The sequence below is a fragment of the Mesorhizobium sp. M1406 genome (genome assembly GCF_040317555.1).
Classification (GTDB): Bacteria; Pseudomonadota; Alphaproteobacteria; order Rhizobiales; family Rhizobiaceae; genus Mesorhizobium.
This window is the reverse complement of sequence record NZ_JAMYKW010000030.1, coordinates 25331-50100: the sequence shown is the minus strand read 5'-3', so window position 1 is coordinate 50100 and position 24770 is coordinate 25331. Positions and strand designations below refer to the sequence as shown.

19 protein-coding genes are annotated in these 24770 nt (G+C 63.2%); 9 read left to right on the top strand and 10 right to left on the bottom strand.

The window, feature by feature from the left end:
* The first annotated feature begins 2 nt into the window (after nt 1-2).
* Genes NKH03_RS22400 through NKH03_RS22390 form a run of 3 tightly spaced genes read left to right on the top strand, consistent with a single transcriptional unit; the run spans nt 3 to nt 5036 of the window.
* Nucleotides 3-1478 carry a sensor histidine kinase gene (locus tag NKH03_RS22400; protein ID WP_352970592.1) on the top strand — a complete coding sequence of 492 codons (1476 nt, stop codon included), beginning with the start codon at nt 3-5 and terminating at the stop codon, nt 1476-1478.
* Entirely contained in the window at nt 1478-4498 is a 3021-nt protein-coding gene (locus NKH03_RS22395) for a bifunctional [glutamine synthetase] adenylyltransferase/[glutamine synthetase]-adenylyl-L-tyrosine phosphorylase (RefSeq protein WP_352970590.1), read from the top strand. The genes NKH03_RS22400 and NKH03_RS22395 overlap by 1 nt, the downstream gene beginning before the upstream one ends.
* A 58-nt stretch (nt 4499-4556) precedes the next feature.
* Nucleotides 4557-5036 carry an EF-hand domain-containing protein gene (locus tag NKH03_RS22390; protein ID WP_352970588.1) on the top strand — a complete coding sequence of 160 codons (480 nt, stop codon included), beginning with the start codon at nt 4557-4559 and terminating at the stop codon, nt 5034-5036.
* A 44-nt stretch (nt 5037-5080) separates the two neighbouring features.
* On the opposite strand, the gene NKH03_RS22385 is transcribed toward NKH03_RS22390, so the two are convergent.
* Both NKH03_RS22385 and pepN read right to left on the bottom strand, forming a co-directional pair.
* Complete coding sequence (locus NKH03_RS22385) at nt 5081-7402, bottom strand: PAS domain-containing sensor histidine kinase (RefSeq protein WP_352970587.1); 2322 nt, start codon at nt 7400-7402, stop codon at nt 5081-5083.
* A gap of 181 nt (nt 7403-7583) precedes the next feature.
* Nucleotides 7584-10229, bottom strand: a complete 2646-nt coding sequence (gene pepN / locus NKH03_RS22380) for an aminopeptidase N (protein ID WP_352970585.1) — start codon at nt 10227-10229, stop codon at nt 7584-7586.
* Between the two features lie 155 nt (nt 10230-10384).
* On the opposite strand from pepN, the gene NKH03_RS22375 reads away from it, so the two are divergent.
* Both NKH03_RS22375 and NKH03_RS22370 read left to right on the top strand, forming a co-directional pair.
* Nucleotides 10385-12691, top strand: coding sequence for a xanthine dehydrogenase family protein molybdopterin-binding subunit (locus tag NKH03_RS22375; protein WP_352970583.1), 2307 nt, complete (start codon nt 10385-10387; stop codon nt 12689-12691).
* Between the two features lie 71 nt (nt 12692-12762).
* A complete protein-coding gene (locus NKH03_RS22370; protein ID WP_352970612.1) occupies nt 12763-13665 on the top strand; it encodes a DMT family transporter in 903 nt (300 codons plus the stop codon).
* Here the strand turns inward: NKH03_RS22370 and NKH03_RS22365 are convergent, their stop codons facing one another.
* The 3 genes from NKH03_RS22365 to NKH03_RS22355 are packed head-to-tail and all read right to left on the bottom strand — an operon-like array spanning nt 13666 to nt 16101.
* Nucleotides 13666-14478 (bottom strand): helix-turn-helix domain-containing protein, encoded by an 813-nt coding sequence (locus NKH03_RS22365; RefSeq protein WP_352970582.1) that lies wholly within the window; start codon nt 14476-14478, stop codon nt 13666-13668.
* Between the two features lie 47 nt (nt 14479-14525).
* Nucleotides 14526-15407: a uracil-DNA glycosylase gene (locus NKH03_RS22360; RefSeq protein WP_352970581.1), complete on the bottom strand. Its 882-nt coding sequence runs from the start codon at nt 15405-15407 to the stop codon at nt 14526-14528.
* A gap of 49 nt (nt 15408-15456) precedes the next feature.
* Complete coding sequence (locus NKH03_RS22355) at nt 15457-16101, bottom strand: hypothetical protein (RefSeq protein ID WP_352970580.1); 645 nt, start codon at nt 16099-16101, stop codon at nt 15457-15459.
* A gap of 219 nt (nt 16102-16320) precedes the next feature.
* Between NKH03_RS22355 and NKH03_RS22350 the strand changes: the two genes are divergently transcribed.
* Nucleotides 16321-18000 carry an electron transfer flavoprotein-ubiquinone oxidoreductase gene (locus tag NKH03_RS22350; protein WP_352970579.1) on the top strand — a complete coding sequence of 560 codons (1680 nt, stop codon included), beginning with the start codon at nt 16321-16323 and terminating at the stop codon, nt 17998-18000.
* A gap of 139 nt (nt 18001-18139) precedes the next feature.
* The gene (locus NKH03_RS22345; protein WP_352970578.1) at nt 18140-18739 is read left to right on the top strand and encodes a DUF922 domain-containing Zn-dependent protease; all 600 of its coding nucleotides are present in this window, start codon (nt 18140-18142) and stop codon (nt 18737-18739) included.
* Nucleotides 18740-18743: 4 nt separating this feature from the next.
* On the opposite strand, the gene NKH03_RS22340 is transcribed toward NKH03_RS22345, so the two are convergent.
* The 5 genes from NKH03_RS22340 to NKH03_RS22320 all read right to left on the bottom strand — a co-directional run bounded on the left by NKH03_RS22340 (nt 18744) and on the right by NKH03_RS22320 (nt 22443).
* Complete coding sequence (locus NKH03_RS22340; RefSeq protein ID WP_352970577.1) at nt 18744-19778, bottom strand: endonuclease/exonuclease/phosphatase family protein; 1035 nt, start codon at nt 19776-19778, stop codon at nt 18744-18746.
* 102 nt (nt 19779-19880) lie between these two features.
* Complete coding sequence (locus NKH03_RS22335) at nt 19881-21344, bottom strand: AMP nucleosidase (RefSeq protein WP_352871963.1); 1464 nt, start codon at nt 21342-21344, stop codon at nt 19881-19883.
* 159 nt (nt 21345-21503) lie between these two features.
* Nucleotides 21504-21698, bottom strand: coding sequence for a hypothetical protein (locus NKH03_RS22330; protein ID WP_352970576.1), 195 nt, complete (start codon nt 21696-21698; stop codon nt 21504-21506).
* A 40-nt stretch (nt 21699-21738) separates the two neighbouring features.
* On the bottom strand, nt 21739-21897 hold the full coding sequence (locus NKH03_RS22325) for a hypothetical protein (RefSeq protein WP_352871960.1): 159 nt from the start codon (nt 21895-21897) through the stop codon (nt 21739-21741).
* Nucleotides 21898-22101: 204 nt separating this feature from the next.
* Entirely contained in the window at nt 22102-22443 is a 342-nt protein-coding gene (locus NKH03_RS22320) for a DUF2147 domain-containing protein (protein WP_352970575.1), read from the bottom strand.
* A 450-nt stretch (nt 22444-22893) separates the two neighbouring features.
* Here NKH03_RS22320 and NKH03_RS22315 point away from each other — a divergent pair, with 450 nt between their 5' ends.
* Entirely contained in the window at nt 22894-23160 is a 267-nt protein-coding gene (locus NKH03_RS22315; protein WP_352970574.1) for an SEL1-like repeat protein, read from the top strand.
* 458 nt (nt 23161-23618) lie between these two features.
* Entirely contained in the window at nt 23619-24740 is a 1122-nt protein-coding gene (locus NKH03_RS22310) for an ABC transporter substrate-binding protein (protein WP_352970572.1), read from the top strand.
* Nucleotides 24741-24770: the final 30 nt, after the last annotated feature.

Genomic DNA, 24770 nt, shown 5'->3' with positions numbered 1-24770 from the left:
GCATGGCTCTTTCCGTGCCAGCCATCATGAAGACGACGGCAGCGCGGCTTTCGGCGCTCTACCTCCTGCTCTTCGCGCTCTGCGCGGTGGCGCTCGTCTTCTACATGACCTCCCTGTCGGCGCGCATGCTGACGGCGCAGACCCAGGACACCATCAACGACGAGGTGCTCGGTCTGGCTCGCGCCTATCAACGCGGCGGCCTGCCGGTGTTGGTCCGTGTGGTCGAGGCGCGCTCGCGCCAGCCCGGCGCAAACCTCTATCTGATCGCCGATGCCAACGGCCAGATTCTGACCGGCAATGTGCAGAGCCTTGAACCGGGCGTTCTCGAAACCGAAGGTTGGACCAGCAGCCCGTTCTCCTATCAGCGCTTTGGCGAAGGAGAACTCGAGCGTCTGCGCAATCTGCCCGCCGAGCAGGGTACCAACCAAACCGAGCAGAACGACGCGCAGGCCCAGGGCGAAACGGGCCACAACGCCATTGCGCTGGTGCTGCGGCTGCCAAACCAGATGATCATGCTGGTCGGCCGTGACCTCGGTGAGCCGGAGCGGTTTCGCGCCGTCATCCGTCGCGCCCTGATGCTGGCGCTCGGCATGATGGGGCTTGGCGGGCTGCTGATCTGGTTCTTCGTCGGCCGCGCGGCGCTGAAGCGCATCGACAGTGTGTCGGAGGCCAGCCGCCGCATCATGGGTGGCGACCTGTCCGGCCGGCTGCCGGTGACCGGGACCGGCGACGAGTTCGACCGGCTTTCCGAAAACCTCAATGTGATGCTGGCCAGGATCGCCACGCTCAACGAAGGCTTGAAGCAGGTTTCCGACAACATCGCGCATGATCTGAAGACGCCGCTGACGCGGCTGCGCAACCGGGCAGAAGCGGCGCTTTCGGGTAAGCACAAGACCGCCGACTACCGTCAGGCACTGGAAGGCACCATCGCCGAGTCCGACCAACTGATAAAAACCTTCAATGCCATCCTGATGATCTCCCGGCTGGAGGCCGGCTACTCCTCGGAGAACACCGACCGCGTCGATCTTGCGGGGGCCGTGCGCGATGTCGTCGAACTCTACGAGCCGGTGGCGGAGGAGGCGGGCGTCTCGCTGGAGACAGACGTGCGGGAGACGGTTTTCGTCAACGGTAACCGCGAACTGATCGGCCAGGCGCTGTCGAACATCGTCGACAACGCCATCAAATATTCGACCGACGCCGCTGCTCAGCCGGCTGTGCGCGTGGCCCTTGAGCGAACCGGCACGGATGTTCGGCTGTCGGTCGTCGACAATGGCCACGGCATCCCCGACGATAGCGACCGCGCCCGCGCGACGGAACGTTTCGTGCGGCTGGAAAAGAGCCGTTCGCAGCCGGGTTCCGGTCTTGGCCTCAGCCTCGCCAAGGCCGTCATGACATTCCACAATGGCCGGCTTGATCTCTTGCCTGGCAATCCCGGACTATCCGTGGTCATGAGTTTCCCGGTACGGGAGGATCACTGATGAGCACGGCTGCGAAGCGGGCGGTGGCGCAATGGCTGCTGAAGCCGTCTATCAGCCTTGCTCCACTCGACGAGAACCGTTCGCGGCAAGAACTGGCCGAGATCGCCTCCGCCGCAAACGAGGAAGGGCTGACACGGCTGGCCAGGTTCCTGGCCGGCAAAGGGGAGGGCCAGGATTTCCTGGCAGCCATCTTCGATCTGTCGCCCTTCCTGCGCGACACGGCACGTCGCCGGCCGCGGATGCTCGATGGGCTGTTCGAGCAGACGGTCGAGGATCGGCTGAAGGCGATCGGTGCTGCCATCGACCAGGCGCACCTGGCCGAGGCAGTCTCGGAAGCCGGCCTGATGATGGAACTGCGCCGGTGCAAGGCCGAGGCGCATTTCCTGATCGCGCTAGCCGATCTTGCCGGTGAAGCCGAAACGGCGCTGACGGTGCGGCGGCTGAGCGACCTTGCCGATGCCTGCACCCGCGCCGCCGTCGACTTCCTGCTGCGTGACGCGCATGGCCAGGGCAAGCTCAAACTGCCGGATCTCGACAATCCGTCGAAGCAATCGGGCTGGATTCTGCTCGGCATGGGCAAGCTCGGCGCGCACGAGCTGAATTTCTCCTCGGACATCGATCTTGTGGTTTTCTTCGATCCGGAAGCGCCGGCCGTCGTCGATCCGCTTGACGCCACCGAGCTGTTTTCGCGCCTAACGCGCCGCCTGGTGCGTATCCTGCAGGATCGCACCGAGCACGGTTATGTCTTCCGCACCGATTTGAGGCTGCGCCCTGATCCGGGTTCCACCCCGCTGGCGATTCCGGTCGAGGCCGCACTGCGCTACTATGAGGCGCGCGGTCAGAACTGGGAGCGTGCCGCCATGATCAAAGCGCGTCCGGTGGCCGGCGACCTGGCAGCGGGCGCGGCCTTCCTCAAGGAGCTCCAGCCCTATATCTGGCGCAAATACATGGACTACGCGGCGATTGCCGATGTCCATTCGATCAAACGCCAGATCCACGCCCACAAGGGCCATGGCGAGATCGCGGTCAAGGGCCACAACGTCAAGCTCGGTCGTGGCGGCATCCGCGAGATCGAGTTCTTCGTCCAGACCCAGCAGCTCATCGCCGGCGGCCGCGTCCCGGAACTGCGCGGCCGCGAGACCGTGCCGATGCTCGGCCAGCTTGCGGCGCGCGGCTGGATCACCGCCGATGCGCGCGACGCGCTGGCGCGTCAGTATTGGTTCCTGCGCCGCGTCGAACATGCCGTGCAGATGGTTGCCGACGAGCAGACGCACACGCTGCCGGAAGACGATGAGGGGCTGGAGCGAATCGCCCGTATGTTGGGCTTTGCCGACGCCTCCGCTTTTTCCCAAGCGTTCCGCGCCTCGCTGCAGCAGGTCGAACGCCATTACGCGGCTCTTTTCGAAACCGCGCCGGAGCTTTCGACCGGTATCGGCAATCTGGTCTTCACCGGCGATGTCGACGATCCCGATACCTTGCAGACCTTGCACGGCCTAGGCTTTCACAGGCCAAGCGACATCTGCCGCGTCATTCGCGGCTGGCATTTCGGCCGCTATCGCGTCACCCAGTCGGCGGAAGCCCGCGAGCGGCTGACGGAACTGACGCCGGCGCTGCTGCGCTCCTTCGGCCAGACGCGCCGGGCCGACGAAGCCCTGATGCGCTTGGACGAGTTTCTCGCTGGCCTGCCGGCCGGCATCCAGCTGTTTTCCCTGCTGCAATCCAATCCAGCCCTGTTGAAGCTTCTGGCGACGATCATGGGTGCGGCACCCCGGCTGGCGGCGATCATCACGCGCCGGCCGCATGTTTTCGACGGTTTGCTGGACCCGGCCTTGCTGACGGAGCTGCCGGACCGCGCCTATCTGTCGGCGCGGCTTTCCGCCTTCGTCGAGGGCGACCGGCTGTATGAGGACGTGCTCGACCGGCTGCGCATATTTGCTTCCGAGCAGAAATTCCTGATCGGCGTCAGGCTGCTGGCCGGCTCGATCGACCCGGCGCGCGCCGGCCGCGCCTTTTCCGATCTGGCGGATCTCACCATCGAGGCGGCGCTGCAGGCGGTGACAACCGAATTCGCGGCGCGCCACGGCACGATTGCCGGGGGCTTGGTTTCCCTGCTCGGCTTAGGCAAACTCGGCAGCCGAGAGTTGACCGCCGGATCGGATGTCGACCTGATCCTGCTCTACGACCACGCGCCGGATGCCGAGGAATCCGATGGCGCCAAGCCGCTGGCGCCTTCGCATTACTACACCCGCATGACGCAGCGGCTGATCGCGGCGGTGTCCGCACCGACGGCGGAGGGGGTGCTCTACGAACTCGACCTGCGCCTGCGGCCATCCGGCAACAAGGGCCCGGTCGCCACCCATATCGATGCCTTCAAGAAATATCAGCGTCAGGAAGCCTGGACGTGGGAACACATGGCGCTGGCACGGGCGCGTACCATTGCCGGCGACCCCAGCCTGTGCAGCGAGGTCGAGGCGGAAGTGGCGGCGGTGCTTGGCCAGCCTCGCAACGCCGCAAAGGTGATGGCCGAGGCCTCGGACATGCGCGCCATGATCGAGAAGGAAAAGCCGCCGCGCGACCTTTGGGACATCAAGCTGATCCCCGGTGGCCTCATCGATCTCGAATTCATCGCTCAGGTGGCCGTCATCACCGGGCAGGTCGAGGCTGGGCCGCGTGCGCCGGCCGTGCCAATTGCACGTGCCGCGGCCGCGCCAATGGCACGTGCCCCGGTCGTTGCACGTGCCACCGGCACGGCCGAGATCCTGTCGCGTCTCGCGCCGGGCTTCGCCGATGCCGGGACAAGGCAGGACCTTGGCGACGCCTACTCGCTCTATCTGGCACTGACCCAGATGACGCGGCTGTGCCTCACCGGAGCCTTTGAACGCGACGATGTTCCACCGGGACTGTCGGATCTGCTTCTGGCGGTGACCGATCTGCCGGATTTCGGTGTGCTGGAAGCACATCTCAAAGAGACGTCGCAAAAGGTCAGGAAAGATTTCGACCTTTTGCTTCGTACGGGATGACCGCGACGAGCGGCTATCTCGGACCGCATCGGGGGTGACGATGCAACAGGAGAAGACCATGAGAAAGACAACCAAACTTGCCCTTGCCTTCTTTGCCTTGGCCGGCGCCGTCGGCACCACGGCCTATGCCGAAAACAATGCCAGCGCAAGAATGCGTGAGGGCACGATGATGCGCCTCAACAAGGCGATGAAGGATTCGAACGGGACCATCAGCTTCGACCAGTTCTCCGACGCCATGAACGCGCGGCTGAAGAAACTCGTCGCCGACAACGGCGGCAAGCTGACCGTCGCCCAGCTCGCCGAGGCGCTGGAGAAGGCGCGTTTCGAGCAGATGGCCAAACGCATCATCGCCCGCTACGACACCAAGGGCGACGGCACGCTGACGTCAGACGACATCACCGGTCGGGAGAAGAAAACCTTTGCCATGCTCGACAGGAACAACGACGGCAAGATCGAGAAGAGCGAATTGCCGAAGGGCGGCCGCTTCGGCCGTCACCCTCAATGGAGTGACGACGGCGACAACAGCGATATGCAGTGAGGCTGCCTGGGCAGGCTCCGGCGGTGTCAGTCGGAGCCTGCTGCTCAGGCCGCGACCCTGATCGCCGGCGCGGCTTTCCTCAACGGAATGCGCACCGATACGATCGTGCCGACACCTTCGGTCGAACGGATCTTCAGCGCGCCACCCTGGAGCTCGGCCAGCGAACGCGAGATGGCGAGGCCAAGGCCGGATCCGGCGTGGCTCTTGGAGAACTGGTTTTGCACCTGTTCGAAGGGCCGTCCGAGCTTGCCGAGCGCATCCTTGGGGATGCCGCAGCCATTGTCCTCGATCGTCAGCACCAGCGCGCCGGATGTGTTGCGGGCCCTGACCGATATGTGGCCGCCCTGGCCGGTGAATTTCACCGCATTGGACAAAAGGTTGATGACAATCTGCTTGATCGCACGGCGGTCGGCGACCAGCGTCAGCGCGTCGGCGATGCGGGTTTCCACGGTGATGGCCTTTTGCGTCGCCTGCAATGATACGACGCGAACGGTTTCGCTGATCAGCGGGCCGAGATCGATCTCTTCGCGGTCCAGCGAGAACTGGCCAGCCTCGATCTTGGACATATCGAGAATGTCGTTGATGACGCCCAGGAGATATTTACCGCTGCTGTTGATGTCGGTGGCGTATTCCTCGTAGCGCTCCGATCCGAGCGGGCCGAACAGCCCCTGCTCCATCAGTTCGGAGAAGCCGATGATCGCGTTCAGCGGCGTGCGCAACTCATGCGACATGTTGGCCAGGAACTCGGACTTGGCCCGGTTCGCCGCCTCGGCGCGTTCGGTTTCATTCATGTATTTGCGGTTGAGGTCGACCAGTTCGCGCGACCGTTCCTCTTCCGCCCGTCGCGCGAGGCTGAGATCATGGATCGTCGCCATCAGCCGGCGCTCGCTGTCGACCAGCTTCTCCTGGTGCAGCTTGATCTGGGTGATGTCGGAGCCGACCGAGACGATGCCGCCGTCCCGGGTCTTCAGTTCGTTGACCTGCAGCCAGCGGCCGTCGGCCAGCTGCCGCTCGAAAGAGGCGCCGCCTTGCAGGCCGCTGGTGTTGGCAAGCCGCCGTTCGGAGGCAAAGGCCAGCATGCGTTCTTCCAACGCCGCGCGCGCGGTGCCCGGCATCACGTCACGGTCCGAAAGCCCGTTATCCTGCTGATATTTGGAATTGCACATGATCAGGCGCTGCGCCGAATCCCACAGTACGAAGGATTCGTTGATGTTCTCGATCGCTGTTCTGAGGCGAAGGTCGGCCGCTTCGGAACGCAGCGCCAGATGACGCTGTTCGGTGACGTCGACGGCGATGCCGATGAGCTGGATTTCCGGCGCTTCCGGATCGATGACCTGCGCCCGTGCGCGCATCCAGACCCATTGGCCGTCGGCATGCCGCATCCGGAACACCTGGTCGATGTGGTCGATCTCGCGCGCGACGATTCTGTTGGCGAGCTGGAACAGGTCGCCGTCCTCGGGGTGGATGATCTGATCGACCTCGCCGAAGGACAGCATCGTGTCGCAGGGCTTGTAACCGAGCATGTCGTACATCGATCGCGACCAGTACATCTTGCCGCGCACCATATCCCAGTCCCACAGGCCGCAGCGGCCGCGAACCAGTGCCATGTCGATGCGCTGATGCGCTTCGAGATAGATGCGGTCAGCCGCCTGCGCACGTGCCGCCTGGCCGAAATAGGCATAGAGGATGACGATCAGCACGCCGGCCGTCAGCACGAACAGGGTGACGTTCAGCGAAACAGTCTTGCGCCAGGCATCGAAAACCGCGTCTTGCGGCACCAAGGCCGCCGATGCGCCCTTTCCACCATTCGCCAGGCTGACCGCCGCATACCAGTCCCGTCCGTCGATGTTGACTTCCATGACGCCGGCGCGATCTCCGAACATGAACAAGGGCTGGCCGCCCTCGACGAGGCTGTCGAGCGAATGGCCCTGCCATGGCATCGAACGCGGTGTCTCCGCGACGATCTTGAAAGCACTGTCGGTGATGACGAGCACATGGCTGCGGCCCATCGCGCCCTGACGGCTTGTGGTCTCCAGCAGATCCTGGATGGCGCCAGGCACCGTGTCCAAGGTGGTGGCCAGCGAACTGGCCAGTTGGCCCGCCGCCAACGTCAGGATCGCCTTGGCATTGCGCTCGACATCGTCGCGCTCGTTCATCAGCGACAGCACGCGCAGCGCCGCGATGACGATCAGGAAGGTGATGATGAGGACGGGTATCGATCGGCGCAGCAGCGGCTCGGCGGCCAGAAGCCGTCGGTAGGCCGGTTCGGCGATGAGCCGCGTATTCCCGGCAAGGCCGTCGCTTCGCGCCTCGCGATGCGCAAAAGCCGTCCCTTCGGGCGCGCCCCACGCGTCCGCCTTCGCCATAAATGGCACTCCCCGAATTTGCCTATGCTGCTTGGTGATCCGGCAAACGCCGCACATCCGAATCGTCAGTAAAGAATCAAAGGTGATTCGCCTTGTCCAGTGGTCCGGCGAAAAAAGATTAAAAATCGACTAAAATAATGCTGAAACGGCCAATCTCCCCCACGAGGGGAGATCGTTCCATTCACGCCAGCGTGCGCTCGACGATATCCCTCAGATCCGCTGACAGGTTTTCGGCGTTGGCGATCGACAGCAGCGCTTCCCTGGCCTTGGCCTGCCGCGAAGGTTCGAGCGAACGCCAGGATCTGAGCGCCGTCGCCAACCTTGCCGCCACCTGCGGGTTGCGTTTTTCGACCTCGAGTACCGTTTGCGAAAAGAACCGGTAGCCTTCGCCGTCGGCCCGGTGGAAGCCGGTCTGGTTGGCGCTGGAGAAGGTGCCGATCAATGAGCGTACCCGGTTCGGATTGCCCATCGAGAAGGCCGGGTGGCTGGTCAGGGCCCTCACTGTGTCGACGGTTTGCGGCCCCGGAACGCTGGCCTGGATCTGGAACCATTTGTCCATGACCAGCGGGTCGGACCCATAGATCGTCTCGAAAGCCGCCAGCGCCTCGATAGCCTCGGGCGAACCGTGGTGACGATGCGCGAGCACGGCAAGCGCTGCCGCGCGGTCGGTCATGTTGGTCGCGGACTGGAAATGCCCGGCGGCGAGTGCTGCTCCGCCCGGCTGCAGCGACAGATAATCCAGCAGGGTGTTGCGCAAGGCGCGTCGTCCGGCGCTCGCCGCGTCGGGGCTGAACGCTCCCGTGTCGGCGAGGCTGAGGTAGAGGACCGAAAAAGCGTCCCGGTTCGCGGTGCCGATCGCCAGCGCCAGCGCCTCGCGAGCCGCATAGATGGCATCGGGGTCGATATTCCTGCCGATGTCGCGGGCAATGTCGGCTTCGCCCGGCAATGCCAGCGCCAGCGCACGATAGGCCGGCTCCAGCGTCTCGTCGCCGGCGATGCTGCCGGCAAGCTCGGTCAGCCGCGCGGCGAAGTCAGCTTGCTTGCCGCCGAGGATCTCGCGGAAGGCTGATATCAGTGCGTCGGTCAGCAATGTGTTGAAGGCCTGCCAGCGCGAGAAGGCGTCGCTGTCATGGCGGGCGAGGAAGAACTGGTCATCGGCTTTCTGCTCGACCGACAACGTTACCGGCGCCGAAAAGCCGCGGTTGAGGGACACGGCCGGGCGTTCGGCGACGCCTGAAAACCGCACCATGTGGCGGCGCTTGCGGACATGGATGACGCCCTCCTCGACGCTGGCACCCTCGACGCCGCTATACTCCACCGCCTTGCCGCCGGCGCCGATCAGGCCGAAGGCGAGCGGGATGTGCATCAGCCGCTTGCGGCTTTCGGAAGGCGTCGGCGGCACCGACTGTTCGATTTCGAGCGTGAACTCCCGCGCGGCCGGATTGTAGGTCGAACTGATCGTCAGGTTAGGGGTACCCGCCTGATGATACCAGAGCGCGAACTGCGACAGGTCGCGGCCGGACGCATCCTCGAACACCTTGACGAAATCCTCGATCGTCGCCGCGTCACCGTCGTGCCGCTCGAAATAGAGGTCCATGCCGGCGCGAAAGGCGTCGACCCCGAGAATTGTGCGGATCATGCGCACCACTTCGGAGCCTTTCTCGTAGACCGTCGCCGTGTAGAAATTGTTGATCTCGCGGTAGCGGCGCGGCCGCACCGGATGCGCCAGCGGGCCTTGGTCCTCGGGAAACTGGTGGGCACGCAGCGTGCGCACCTCGGCGATGCGCTTGACCGCGCGCGAGCGCTGGTCGGCGGAGAATTCGTGGTCGCGGAAAACCGTCAGACCTTCCTTCAGGCAGAGCTGGAACCAGTCGCGGCAAGTGATTCTGTTGCCTGTCCAATTGTGGAAATACTCATGCGCGATGATCGCCTCGATATTGGCGAAATCGGCGTCCGTCGCGGTCTCCCGATCGGCCAGCACATATTTGTCGTTGAAGATGTTGAGGCCCTTGTTCTCCATCGCGCCCATGTTGAAATCGGACACCGCGACGATGTTGAAGACGTCGAGATCGTATTCCCTGCCGAACGCCTCCTCGTCCCATTTCATCGACCGCTTCAGGGCGTCCATCGCGTAGCCGGCCAGCTTCTCCTTGCCCGCTTCGACATAGATGCCGAGCTCGACGGTGCGGCCGGACAGGGTGACGAAACTGTCGGCGAGCTGGCCGAGATCGCCGGCCACCAGCGCGAACAGGTAGGACGGCTTCGGGAAGGGGTCGTGCCATCTAGCATAGTGCCAGCCGTCGCCGAGATCGCCTCTGTCGAGCGGGTTGCCGTTGGACAAAAGCAGCGGCGCCTCGTCACGCAGCGCTTCGATCCGCACCGTATAGACGGACAGGATGTCGGGGCGATCGAGGAAATAGGTGATGCGGCGAAAGCCCTCGGCCTCGCACTGCGTGCAGTAGACATTGTTCGAGCGGTAGAGGCCCATCAGGGCTTCATTGCCCGCCGGCGCCAGCTCGGTGTCGATCAGCAACTGGAAGCGATGCGCGGCCGGCGGATTGAGGATGGTCAGCTGGTCCGGGCTCGCCAGAAAATCCGACGGTTTTACTTTCTTGCCATCGATCTCGATGCGCTTGAGCGTCAGGCCGTCACCGTCCAGCACCAATGGTGCCGACGCGGAGACGCCGTCACGTCGCTCGATCGTGAGCAAGGCGATGACGCGCGTTGCGTCTGGCGAAAGGCGGAAGGTGAGGTTGGTTTGCGGAATGAGGTAGTCGTTGGGGCGATAGTCTTCGAGCTTGAAGACCTGGCCGGTGTCCGTGCGCATTCCGTTGGTTTTCCTGTCGATTGCGTTGGCGGCGGATTGTGTCCGCTGGTCCAAGAAATTTGAAGTCCGCGCTCTTTACACGAAACGGCCCCTCGACAAAACTAAGGCAATGCCTATTTCAGGCGTTCTTCTCCCGTCATCATCACGAGGCACTCATGACCGTCGTCACACCGAAATTCGGCATGGGCGCATCCGTGCCGCGGCGCGAGGATGCAGCCTTCATCCAGGGGCAGGGCCGCTATACCGACGACATCCAGCCGGCTGGCGTCCTGCATGGCTATGTCCTGCGCTCGCCGGTCGCCAAGGCCAGCTTCACCATCGGTTCGACCGAAGCGGCGAAGGCGGCACCCGGCGTCCACCTAGTCCTGACCGGCAAGGACCTTGTTCATCTCGGCGATCTGAAATCCGGCGTCATGCAGGAGCAGCCGGATGGCACCACGGCGCCGACGCGCGACATCCCGATCCTGTGCCGTGATCGGGTCCACTATGTCGGCGATGCCGTAGCCTTCGTCGTCGCCGACAGCCGCGCTCTGGCGCAGGATGCCGCCGAACTGATCGATGTCGACTATAACAGCGAAGACGCGGTCTCCGGGACGGCAACGGCTCTTGCCGAAGGCACGCCGCTGGTCTGGCCGGAACTCGGCTCAAACCGCGCCTTCAACTATCACATGGGCGACAAGAAAAAGACCGAAGCGGCTTTTGCCAAGGCCGCCCATGTCACCCGCATCGAATTCGTCAACAACCGGCTGGTCTGCAACTACATGGAGCCGCGCTCGGCGATCGGCGAGTGGAACGTGGAGGAGAACCGCTTCGTGCTGACCACGGGGTCGCAGGGCGTGCATTCCATGCAGTATATCCTGGCCGGCGTGTTCAAGATCAAGAAGGCCCAGCTGCGCGTCATCACGCCGGACGTCGGCGGCGGTTTCGGGCCGAAGAGTTTCGTCTACCGCGAATATCCGCTGGTGATGGAGGCGGCAAAGCGGCTTGGCCGCCCGGTCAAATGGGCCGGCGACCGCACCGAACACTTCCTGACCGACGCGCAGGGGCGCGACAATGTCGTGACGGCCGAGATGGCGCTGGACAAGAACGGCCGCTTCCTTGGCATGAAGGTGGACCTGCTCGCCAACATTGGCGCCTATATCTCGCAATACGGTCCGTTCATTCCCTATATCGGCGTCACCATGTCGACCGGCGTCTATGATATCCAGGCGCTCGACGTCTCGGTCACCGGCCTCTACACCAACACCTGCCCGGTCGATGCCTATCGCGGCGCCGGCCGTCCGGAAGCAGCGTTCCTGCTGGAAAAGCTGGTCGATGCCTGCGCCCACGATCTCGGCCTGCCCGTCGAAGAGATTCGCCGCCGCAATTTCATTCGGCCGGAACGGTTTCCCTACCGCACCCAAACCGGCCGCCTCTACGACACTGGTGAATTCGAGGGCCATATGGAGCGCGCCATTGAACGGTCCGAATGGAAAGCGTTTCCGCAGCGGCTGGCGCAGTCGAAGGCTGGCGGCAAGATCCGAGGCCTCGGCATGGCGACCTATATCGAGGCCTGCGCCTTTCCGGGCTCGGAGCCGGCCTTTGTCGAACTCAATGGCGATGGCACGGTGACGCTGAAGATCGGCACCCAGACCAACGGGCAGGGGCACGCCACCGCCTATGCGCAGTTCCTGTCGGAAAAGCTTAATCTCGACATCGACAAGATCCATGTCCGGCAGGGCGATACGGACGAATTGAAGGCAGGCGGCGGCACCGGCGGCTCGCGTTCGATCCCGCTGGGGGGTGTATCAGCTTCTCGCGCGGGCGAGGATCTGGCCAACAAGATCAAGCGTATCGCCGCCGACGAGCTGGAAGCTTCGGCCGGCGACATCGAACTGTCTGACGGCGTTGCCCGCATCGTCGGCACCGATCGCTCGATCGATTTTTCCACCATCGCCAAGGCCGCCAAGACGCCCGATGATCTCAAGGGCTTTGGCGAGTTCGTGCAGGACGAATGCACCTACCCGAACGGCACCCATATCTGCGAGGTCGAGATCGACCCGGACACCGGCGCCACCGAGGTCGTCCGTTACACTATCGTCGACGATTTCGGCGTCACCGTGAATCCGATCCTGCTCGCCGGCCAGGTGCATGGCGGTGTCGTGCAAGGCATCGGCCAGGCACTGATCGAAGACACGATCTATGGCGAGGATGGACAGCTTTTGACGGCGAGCTTCATGGACTACGCCATGCCACGCGCCGACAATTTCCCGTTCTTCCATTTCGAGACCCGCAACGTGCCTTCGACCACCAATGCGCTCGGCATCAAGGGGGCAGGCGAGGCCGGCACCATCGGCTCGACCCCGGCCGCACTCAATGCGGTGACCGACGCGCTCTGGCGTGCCTACGGCGTCAGGCACATCGACATGCCGGCAACGCCGGCGCGCATCTGGGCAACCATCCGGGAAGCTGTGGGAGCGTGAAAGCTGGCCACGGCAGCCCCACAGCCACAGTCAGCGACCATGCTGGCGGGCACAACACGCTCACCGGCATCATGCTCAAGATCGTGTCGGTGGCGGTCTTCGTCGGCATGCAGACCTGCATCAAGGCCGCGGGCACCGTGCCGGCGGGTCAAATCGTCTTCTTCCGTTCGTTCTTCGCCATCTTCCCGATCATCGCCTTTCTGGCTTTCAGGCGAGAACTTGGCACTGCGTTCACCACCAAGCGTCCGCTCAATCACATCGCCCGGGGCCTTGTCGGCGTCTGCGCCATGGGGCTCGGCTTTTTCGCGCTGACCCCGCTGCCGCTGCCCGAGGCGATCACGCTGAACTATGCGCAGCCGCTGCTGGTGGTGGTGTTCAGCTCGATCTTTCTCGGCGAGGCCATCCGCGTCTATCGCTGGAGCGCGGTTGCGGTCGGTCTGGTCGGCGTGCTGATCATCTCCTGGCCTGAACTGACGCTGCTCAGTTCCGATCAGGCGCTCGACGACCAGGAGGTGCTTGGCGTCATTGCCGCCCTGGTCGCCGCGGCGATCTCGGCGGTCGCCATGCTATTGGTGCGCAATCTCGTGCAGAGCGAACGCACCGCGACCATCGTGTTGTGGTTTTCGGTGACGGCGAGCGTCATGTCGCTATTGTCGCTGCCGTTCGGCTGGCAGATGCTGACGCCGCTCCAGGCAGCTCTTCTGGTTGCCGCCGGCTTCTGCGGCGGCCTCGGCCAGATCCTGATGACGGCGGCCTATCGGCATGCCGAGGCCTCGGTGGTGGCGCCGTTCGAATACACCTCGATGATCCTTGGCCTGGTCGTCGGCTATCTCGTCTTCGGCGACGTTGCCACGGTTCACATGCTTGTCGGCGGGCTCATTGTCGTTGCCGCCGGGATATTCATCATCTGGCGCGAGCGCCAGCTTGGCCTGGAGCGCACCCGCACGCGCAAGGCATCTTTGCCTGAAGGGTGATTACGACAGCTCGGCTCGCTCCTTCGCCAATCGCACCAGCGCTGACCGCGTCTGCTCATCGGCTGGGAAGAACGATTCGATCGCCAGTTCCGACAAGGTCACGTCGAGCGGCGTACCGAACACGGTGATGGTGTTGATGAACGACAGCACCTGATCGCCGTGGGCAAGCCTGAGCGGGTGCACGATGGCATTCGGCTCGACCGGCGCCGGCCGGCTGCCTTTCAAGCCGGACGGGTAGGTCCGCAGCTCGCGCTCCAGGTCAACCAGCACCGGGTCACCGCTGGCGTCGTTCTGGTGTTTGAGGCGCTCAAGCAGATGCGCCCGCCATTCCTGGAGATTGACGATGCGCGGTGCGATGCCGCCGGGGTGCAGGCTGAGGCGAAGCACGTTGACCGGCGGCTTGAGCAGCGCCTCCTCGCTGACATCGGCAAGGAAGGGAGCGATGGCGGCATTGGCCGAGACCAAGTTCCAGTGGCGGTCGACAGCAAGTGCGGGGAACGGCTCATGCCCCTTGAGGACGATTTCGACCGCCGCCATCGCCGGCGCCAACATCGCGTCGCCAAGCGAGCGCTCGCCGAAGCTGGGGGCAAAGCCGGCGGCGAGAAGCAACTGGTTGCGTTGCCTGAGCGGAATAGAGAGCTGTTCGGCCAGATGCAGCACCATATCGCGCGAGGGTGCGGCCCGTCCGCTCTCGACGAAGCTCAGATGCCGCTGCGAGATCTCGGCCTCCATGGCGAGGTCGAGCTGCGACATGCGCCGGCGCGTGCGCCACTCGCGGATGAGACTGCCAGCGGAGGTTTGGGCCGTTGTCATGAGCGATGACTAGGCCGGAGAGGGGCGCATTTCAATTACCTGCGAGGTTATCGCTGGGTGAGCGCCCGCAATTTCGCCTTCACCTCAAGAAAATCCCGCCACGCCAGTTTCTTGTGCAACGGGGTTCGCAGGAGATACGCGGGATGCAGCGTCGGCATGGCGGGTATGGCGATGCCTGACGCAGTCGTGTGGACGCGCCAGTTGCCGCGCAGCCGCAGGATGCCTTCCGAGGTGTTGAGCAAGGTCTTGGCTGACGGGCCGCCGAGGTTGATCAGCACCTTCGGATTGACCAGTTCGATCTGCCGCTCGATGAACGGCCGGCAGATCTCGGTTTCGTGCGGCGTCGGCGTGCGATTGCCCGGCGGCCGCCAGGGAATGACATTGGCGATATAGACCGAAGTGCGGTCGAGCCCGATCGCGGCCAGCATGCGGTCGAGCAGCCGGCCGGAGCGGCCGACGAAGGGGAGGCCCTCGATATCCTCGTCGCGGCCGGGCGCCTCGCCGACCAGCATCACGGAGGCTTGCGGGTTGCCGTCGGCGAACACCATGTTCTTGGCGGTGGCCTTGAGATTGCAGCCGTCGAACGCCGCCATATGTTGGCGGAGCTCGTCCAGGGTCGTTGCCGTCGTTGCCAGCTGGCGGGCACGTGCTGCTTGTGCTTCGTCGGGAATCGTGGCCGACGGTGCGCGCACAACCGGTGGCGCATTTGCTCTCTCTCCGGCTTCGGCGCGAGACATGTCCGTCGAACGCTGCGGAGCGGCGGTGTCGCCCGAAGGCGTCGCCGTCGGCGCTCGTTCCATCGGCTTTGGCGCAACCTCGGCGAACCGGTTCACCGGCTGGTCTTCAAGCGCCTCGTCGACGCCCACGCTGGCATAAAAAGCCAGCAGGTCGGCGATGTCAGGTCTGTTGTTTGGGGAAGCGGCAGTCATGCCAGCACATTCGTCCGCGTGGCGGCAATTTGCAAGGCTGGCCGCTTCCCTACCCCGTTGGTATGCGCGGATCCTGTACCAGATAGAAGGTCCATCGCGGCGTATAGTCGGTCATCAGGAATTCGAACCTGGCGGTTTTCAGCGGGTCGACCTTGCCATTCCTGAACAGCAGCCGGTCATAGGGTTCGAAATCGCGATCGAAATCGGCGAAATTGCTCGACCAGATGTTGTCGGGGGTCTTGTTGCGCTGGTCGAACGAAAGCCCGTCGCCGAACACGCTCGGCCGGTTCAGGATCTCCTGCAGCTCGAACTGGAATTCGATCCAGGCCTGGCCGCTGTTGTTGAGGGCGTCGATGCGCATATACATGATGCCATTGGCGAATTCGCCGGACGGGCCGAAAGCCTGGATCGGCTTTGTCGTGCGGATGGTCAGCGTCACCGGCGTTGAGGAATTCAGCTCTTCGGTGATGACCAGCGGATCATCCCTGGTTCCGACGCCCGAAGCGCCGGTGATGTGGAAGCCGCCAAGTTCGTCGGAGAAGGAGTAGGCGCCTGCCGCCCAGACTTTCACTTCGTCCGCGAAAGCGCGACCCGGTGCCAGCACCAGAAGGCCCAAAAGGAGCGCCCGGCGGACCCGGCCGGGCGTGAAAGGAAAGCGCGTCGATGAAAAGCCGGCGGGCCCAGGAATGCGCATGGCGTGAAGTATGGCCGATAAGCAAGCCGTCGAACAATTAAAAACGTCGGCGCCGAGGGCATGCCGGGCGAAAACGGCAGCCGAGCCCTCGCAATGCGCGACTTTTTGGCCAAAAAGGCATTGTCACATATGCGCCGGTTTCCTGTCGCCGATTGATGCGCTATGCAGCGAAGGAGCCAGCTAGATACCCGAATGGGATAAGCCAGTGCGGAGGGGTTGATGAGCGACATCGAACGCGAAAGCATGGAATTCGACGTGGTTATCGTCGGCGCCGGTCCGGCCGGCCTCGCCGCCGCCATCCGCCTCAAGCAGATCAATCCCGAGCTCTCGGTCGTCGTCCTGGAAAAGGGCGGCGAGGTCGGTGCCCATATCCTCTCCGGCGCCGTCGTTGATCCGATCGGCATCGACCGGCTCCTGCCGGGCTGGCGCGACGAGGAAGGCCACCCCTTCAAGACGCCGGTCACGGCGGACCATTTCCTGGTGCTCGGCCCTGCCGGCTCGTTCCGCCTGCCTAACTTCCTGATGCCGCCGCTGATGAACAATCACGGCAATTACATCGTCTCGCTCGGCAATGTCTGCCGCTGGCTGGCTGGTAAGGCCGAGGCGCTTGGCGTCGAGATCTATCCAGGCTTTGCCGCCGCCGGCTTGCTGTACAATGAAGAAGGCGCCGTCACCGGCGTCGTCACCGGCGACATGGGCATCGAGAAGGACGGCACGCACGGCCCGGGCTTCGCACCTGGCATGGCGCTGATGGGCAAATATGTGCTGATCGGCGAGGGCGCGCGCGGGTCGCTCGCCAAGCAATTGATCGCCAAATACAAGCTTTCCGATGGCCGCGAGCCCGGCAAATATGGCATCGGCCTCAAGGAGCTCTGGCAGGTAAAGCCGGAGAACCACAAGCCGGGCCTGGTCCAGCATTCCTTCGGCTGGCCGCTCGACATGAAGACCGGCGGCGGCTCGTTCCTCTACCATCTCGAAGACAATCAGGTGGCGGTCGGTTTCGTCCTCCACCTCAATTATAAGAACCCCTGGCTGTCGCCGTTCGACGAATTCCAACGCTTCAAGACCCATCCGGCAATCAGGGGCACCTTCGAGGGCGCCAAACGCCTGGGTTACGGCTCGCGCGCCATCACCGAGGGCGGCTGGCAGTCGGTGCCGAAACTGTCCTTCCCCGGTGGTGCGCTGATGGGATGTGCGGCCGGCTTCGTCAACGTGCCGCGCATCAAGGGCTCCCACAACGCGGTCCTTTCGGGAATGCTGGCGGCCGAGCATGTCGCCGAGGCGATCGGCGCCGGCCGTGCCAATGACGAGCTGTCCTCCTACGAGGCGGCATGGCGGGAGACTGACATCGGCAAGGACCTGAAGAGGGTGCGCAACGTCAAGCCGCTGTGGTCGCGCTTCGGCACCATCGTCGGTGTCGGCCTCGGCGGCCTCGACATGTGGCTGAATACGCTGTTCGGCTTCTCGCCCTTCGGCACGCTGAAGCATGGCAAAGCCGACTACGCAACACTCGAGCCTGCCGCCCAACACAAGAAGATCGCCTATCCGAAGCCCGATGGCGTTTTGACCTTCGACCGGCTGTCCTCGGTGTTCCTGTCCAACACCAACCACGAGGAAAACGAGCCGGTCCACCTGCTTGTCGGTGACATGGAACTGCAGAAACGGTCCGAACATGATGTCTTTGCGGGGCCCTCGACACGCTATTGTCCGGCCGGTGTCTACGAGTGGGTCGACAAGGACGGCAACGCCGCCGCCGATCCCGCGGCAAAGGACGTGCGCTTCGTCATCAACGCGCAGAACTGCGTCCACTGCAAGACATGCGACATCAAGGACCCGAACCAGAACATCAACTGGGTGCCGCCACAAGGCGGCGAAGGCCCGGTCTACCAAGGTATGTAAGCCACGCGCTGGCCGGACATCTCGGCCACCGCAAGCAAAATGTTGGCGAAGGCCCGGTCCACCGGGCATGTGAAATATTAGAACTGTTGAAACTGTCACGCGCTTGTGGTTCCATTGCCTGACGATAGGGAGATGGCCAATGCGCGTGGCGGTTCTGGCATGCCTTGTGGCGATCGGCGCGGTGTGCGGTTCCGTTCCGGTGGCCTCGGCCGACACCAGGGTGCTGGTCAAGACGCGGACCTATGACATCACCGGGACCACGGGCCTGGCGCTGATGAAGGCGATGGACCGCAAGGGGCCGAAGCACGGCTTCATGACGCACGCTATCGCGCAGACCGGCTACACCGTGGATTGGGACCTTGACGCCGGCCAGGACAATGGCTCCTGCCGTCTGCGGCGCGCCAATGGCACGCTCAATCTCTTTTACACGTTTCCACATGCCGCCTCGGCCACCACGCCGGCGCTCCAGAAGCGATGGACGCGGTTCTTCGCCGGCGTCCGTGCCCACGAAGAAACCCATGGCCGCCTAGCCAAGGAAATGATGCGGGCCTCTGAAAGATCGATCTCCGGCCTCAGGATTGCCGACGACCGGTCCTGCTACAAGACGCGCCGCGAGGCGCAGCGGCGTATCAGGGCCACCTATGCCGCATATGAGGCGAAGCAGATCGCTTTCGACGCCCGCGAGCATCGCGACGGTGGGCATGTCGAACATCTCATCACCGCTTTGATCAAGCCTTGATCTTTTAGCCTGGCGTCTTGCCGGTCTGGACTATCGCCGCGGTCGCGGTTTCATGCTCGTCGACCGGCTTCTGTTGTGCCAGCCTGAGCGAGAATTCCACCATGACCGGCAGGTGGTCCGAGCCGGTGTCCTCCAGTCGTGTCGAGGAATGAATGGTCACGCCGCCCTTGCTGAAAACCTGGTCGATCGGCAGGCCGGCGAAGCGCCGCAGGACATCCGGCAGCTTGATGTGGATCCAGGTCGGCCCGGCGGACGGCATGACGGTCAGCCCGCCGAGCGAGGCGACGCGCCGTACGGCGGCACTCCACGACACGGCGTTGCAGTCGCCCGCCATGATGGCCGTCTCCCCGAGCGCGGAGAGCTGATCGGTGAGTTCACCGATCTGCCAGTACTGCTCGCGTGGCCACGGCCAGCTGAGATGGATCGCGGCGACATCGACGTCGATGCCGCCGAAGTCGACGGTCGCTGTCGCCATGGCGCCGCGCCGTTCGCAACGCGCCTCGGTGCCGGCGGCAAAGGGCCTCCGCGAGAGCAGCGCGACACCGAATATGCCGTTGGGATAAGGGCAGAGGATCCGGTATGGATACGCGCTGCTGATGTAGCCTAGCTCGGTCGCCCACATCGCCGATACTTCGTCGAGGGTGATCACGTCCGGATTGGTCCGGCCGATCAGCGACAGCACCTTCTTCGGCGTCGGATTGTCGTAGCGCAGGTTCATCTGCAGCAACTTGTAGATCGCACGATCTTCGATCTTGGCTTCATAGGCAGCCTGAACCGGCCATGGACTAGGTAATGTGTTGAAGGTCGTGGCAACGGCCGCCACGGCAAAAAGCAGTGCCACGGCCGCTTGCAGGCGAAATGTCGTGGCCAGAAGCGGCAGTGCGCAAAGCGCCATCAGCACGGCAAGGTGGACGCGGAAATGCGAGAAGGAATCGAAGGCCGGATGCAAGGTACCCAAGAACCCGGCGACCAGCGCAACCGAGAACATCATCATCGCGATAAATGCCAGTGAAGCCGCCATGTGTCGACTGCGTCTCATCGGGTCAGGTCCGCGCGGGTTGCCGGAGAATACCGGCCTGCTTATCGGCAGAAATGCGGCCCAATCAAGATGATGAGATGCTCCGGCAGCGCGCAGATCGTCCTACTGGAACGCCGTCTCCGAAAAACTTCTGAGTTTGCGCGAATGCAGCCGATCCATCGGCATTTCCGCAAGCTTCTCCATCGCCCTGATGCCGATGGTCAGATGCTGCGCCACCTGGCGCTTGTAGAATTCGGTCGCCATGCCGGGCAGCTTCAACTCGCCATGCAGTGGCTTGTCCGAAACGCACAGCAGCGTGCCGTAGGGAACGCGGAAGCGGAAGCCGTTGGCGGCGATGGTCGCCGATTCCATGTCGAGCGCGATGGCACGCGACTGCGACAGCCGCTGCACCGGGCCGCGTTGGTCGCGCAGCTCCCAGTTGCGGTTGTCGATGGTGGCAACGGTGCCCGTGCGCATGATGCGCTTCAAGTCGTAGCCGGACAGGCCGGTGACTTCGGCGACGGCTTCCTGCAACGCCACCTGGATCTCGGCCAGCGGCGGGATCGGCACCCAGACCGGAAGATCGTCGTCGAGGACGTGGTCCTCGCGCACATAGGCATGCGCCAGCACATAGTCGCCCAGCGCCTGGGTGTTGCGCAGACCGGCGCAGTGGCCAAGCATCACCCAGGCATGCGGCCTAAGCACGGCGATGTGGTCGGTGATCGTTTTGGCGTTGGAGGGACCGACGCCGATATTGACCATGGTGATGCCGCCATGGTTCGGCTTTTTCAGGTGATAGGCCGGCATCTGCGGCAGGCGCGGCGGCGCGATCCCGGCACCGGGCGCGCTTTGCCCAGCCAAGGTGACGACATTGCCCGGCTCGACGAATTCGGTATATCCGCCGCCGCCATTGGCCATCAGGTCGCGGGCACGGGCGACGAATTCGTCGATGTAGAACTGGTAGTTGGTAAACAGCACGAAGTTTTGGAAATGCTGCGGCGTGGTCGCCGTATAGTGCGACAGGCGGTGGAGCGAATAGTCGATGCGCTGCGCCGTGAAGGGCGCCAGTGGCCTCGGCTCGCCGAAGGCCACTTCGAAAGTGCCGTTGGCGATCTGGTCGTCGGTGCCGTCGAGATCCGGCACGTCGAACAGGTCTCGGATCGGCCGCTTGATGCGCTCGGCCGCCGCGCCGTCGACATGGGTGCCTTCGAGAAAGGCGAAATGCAGCGGGATCGGCGTGGTCGATTCCGACACGGTAACCGCAACCCCATGATTGCGCATAATCAGGCGCAGCTGTTCGACGAGGTACCTTGCGAACAGACCCGGCTGGGTGATGGTGGTGGCAAAATGCCCCGGCGTCGGCATATGGCCATAGGCCTGGCGGGAGTCGATCTGGGTGAACGAGTTGGTGGTGACGCCAATCTCCGGATAAAAGGCCCGGTAGCGCTTGCCATTATCGCCGCCCGCTGCCGCCAGTTCCGCAAAGGAGTCGCGCAGGAACTTGGTGTTGCGGTCGTAAAGCACCCGCAATGCCGCGACGGCCTTTTCGGCGCTATCAAAGCTTTGCCGGCCAAAAGGCTCCGGCATGACGACAGATTCGATGGCTTGAGGGTAGATTCGCTTTTCCATGACTCAATATAGAGACTTGGACCGGCACTTGGGAGGGGTATCGCGACCGAAGGCGGCCAAAGCGTCGGGTTTCTTTCCGATGCATCTCGCGGGATATCGACATGCACAAGACATCTCTTATCCGCGCCGCAGGCTGACCAGGAGGACAAAGCCGACGCCGGACTTCTTCAAAGCTGGTGCTTCGATCGTCGAGCCGGCATCGGCGCGCATCATCGGCACGGCCAGAACCGGAGCGGCAAGAACCGTCAGGATAAGCGCCGCCCGCGGCAGAAGCCGAAGGGTCTTGAGAGCGTTGGCGGCGAAGCGGTTCATGGGGTTTCAGCTTTTCTTTTCGAGGTCTTGGGTTCTTTGTTCAGTTGCGAAGATGGGTGGGGCAGGCGAGGCGGCAGGTTCTGGAACTGGCTTCGTCCCAGGTGCGGGCCGGACGGCCCGCTTCAGCGACGAGGATGGCGAAGAACATTCCAAACAGGCTCATCAGCAGGCAGACAATGGTGAAGCGGCGAGCAAGCATTGGGTCGGGTCTCCTTCAGCACGCCGGAGAATGCCCTGATGCAACTGAACCGGCTCTGATGACGGCGTTCATCTGCGGTTCAAAATGATTGACGGGATTTTGGCGGCGCCGGCGTCGGTTTCGACAGGGTGCCGGCATTGCGCCGCGACAAAACGAAAACGGGGCCCGTCGGGCCCCGTCTTCATGTCACAAGGATGCGGTCGATCAGAGCTTGTGCCAGGTCTGGCTCTTGCAGATCAGTCCGCCGAGCACGCAGCCGCTCATCTTGAGCGAGCTGCCCGAAAGGGTCGCCTTGCCCGAATAGGTCCTGTCGTTTGCCGGATCGGTGATGTTACCGGCATATTTGTTATCGCCTGCCGCCTTGAGCGAGCCGATGGTCTTGCCGGCATATTTGCCGGACTTGAGCGTGATGGAAAACGAGCCGCCGCCAGCGATGGCCGCGGTGTCGCCGGCCTGCGTCTTCCAATTGCCTTCGATCGGGTCGGCCCACGCCGCGCCCGCCATGATCAATGTGGCCGCAAGGGCCAGGCTCGTTTTTCGAAACATGTCTTCCTCCCTTTGGACGTCCGGCCGCACGCTCCGCCTCGCCGGTCTGCCCCTTACGCAAACGTAAGCTAATCCAGCTCCCGACAAAACAAAAGCGGTGCCGCTGCGGAAGACTTTCGGATTCTTGAGGGCGTCCGAATGCGGCCCGTCAGTGAGAAAATGAAACGACCGGCGCAGCGCCTTTGTCTCCCGTGGTTAGCGGAGTCTTGATTTGTCAGTTTAAAATTTTCGTCAAATTTGATGCAAGCGGGCTGAATTGCTGGCTTTGTATCCTTAACGAATTTCCGCGTTTACCTATTGTTTTAGCTTTGTTTTCCTCAAATTAAGCACGCCATTTAACGACAGATTCAAGCCTGCACGGCATTCTCGAAAGCATCGGAAGAGCAGCCGGCAAGCACGAAAGAGGCAGCTCTCGGGAGCCTGACAGGGGCCGGAAACAGGGGATTTGAAATGGCACGTTTTGAAATGCTTGAAGCAGCTTTCGGCGCCATGGGGGCAACTGCCCAGGCCGACATTCTTTTCGAACTGGGCATGATGTATGCGACCGGCCGCGATTGCGAGACCGATGTCGTTGCCGCCCACAAATGGTTCAACATCGCCGCGATCAAGGGCTCGGCCCGCGCCGCGGAACTGCGCTCCGAACTGTCGGCGGCAATGTCGAAAGTCGAGATTGCCAAGGCGCTTCGCGAAGCCCGCGAGTGGATGACCATCCACTGAGATCCGCCGATCGCAGATAGGCCTACCGAAGACAGGGAAGCTCCGGGATCAAGACCGCGCAGACGGCCAGACCCGGCACATTAGAAGGCCGCGCAAGACGGTCGATAACCCAGAGCGTGTGGAATTCGGTCTTCTCGGACTAACGGAAACCGTTTGTCCAGAGATCATGCTCTGAAGAAAGAGAACGCGGCAGGCCGCAAGGTTCAGTCGCGCACGACACGGGGAAGGCGAGCGGGATAATTAGGCGCGGGGGCGCCTGGAGATTGCTCGACGGGCAAAAAAAGCCACGACCGGCCGGAACAAGGCTGGCGTGGCTTTTTTGCGTGGATGACGTCTTGCAGGCCCAATCGAGCGGCGCCAATGCGCCTAGACAGGCCCAAGGAAGGGTGAAATTGTCCCGCCTCTCTGGAAGAAGTGCGGCCGGGGCGGCCGCGCGTGAGTGGAGGAGTTCTACTACAATGAAAAAATTGAGTATTTTGAACGCGGCCATATTCGGCCTGATGATGAGCACGCCGGTCGCATTCGCCGACGACATCACCTTTGCGGTGGTCGGCCCGATGACGGGACAGCTCGCCACCATCGGCGATCAGTTCAAGCAGGGCGCACAGGCCGCTGCTGACGCGATCAACGCCGCGGGCGGTGTCAACGGGTCGATGATCAAGCTCGATATCGAAGACGACCAGTGCGATCCCAAGCAGGCTGTGTCGGTCGCCAACCGCATCGTCGCCGATGGCGTCAAGTTCATCGACGGCCATGCCTGCTCGGGCTCCAGCATTCCGGCCTCGGCCGTCTATGCCGAAGCCGGCGCTTTGATGATGAGCCCGGCTTCGTCAAACCCGGTGCTGACCGACGCGGCGGCCAAGGCCGGCTGGCCGACGATCATGCGCCTTTATACGCGTGACGATGCGCAGGGCGCCTTCATCGGCCCATGGATCGCCAAGAAGTTTGCCGGCAAGAACGTCGTCGTCCTGCACGACAAGAGCGCCTACGGACAGGGCGTGGCTGACGCCGTCAGGGCAACCATGAATGCCGGCGGCCTCAAGGAGGTCTATTATGACGGCATCAACGCCGGCGAGAAGGACTATTCGGCTCTCGTCACCAAGCTCAAGGACTTGAAAGCCGACGTCGTTTATTTCGGCGGTTATCATCCTGAAGCTGGACTGATCCTGCGTCAGTCGGCGGAACAGAGCGTCAAGTTCCAGCTGATCATGCCGGACTCCATCGCCTCGCCCGAATTCTGGCAGGTTGCCGGCCCGGCCGGCGAGGGCACCATGTTCGTGTTCCCGTCGGATCCCCAGGCAAAACCGCAAGCCAAGGCAGCCGTCGAGAAGATCAAGGCCGGCGGCTTCGTGCCGGAAGGCTTCACACTGTTCTCCTACGCGGTGATCCAGGCTTTTGCTGAAGGCATCAAGCGCGCCGGCAGCGACGATCCGGCCAAGGTTGCCGAAGCGTTGAAGAACGGTACTCCGATCAGCACTGTTGTCGGCGATGTCACCTTCGACGAGAAGGGCGACCTCAAGAATGCCAGCTACGACATCAACCAGTGGCATGACGGCAAATACGCGCCGATCGCGCAGTAATCGCCGCCCTGGTGGCCGAATAGCATAGAC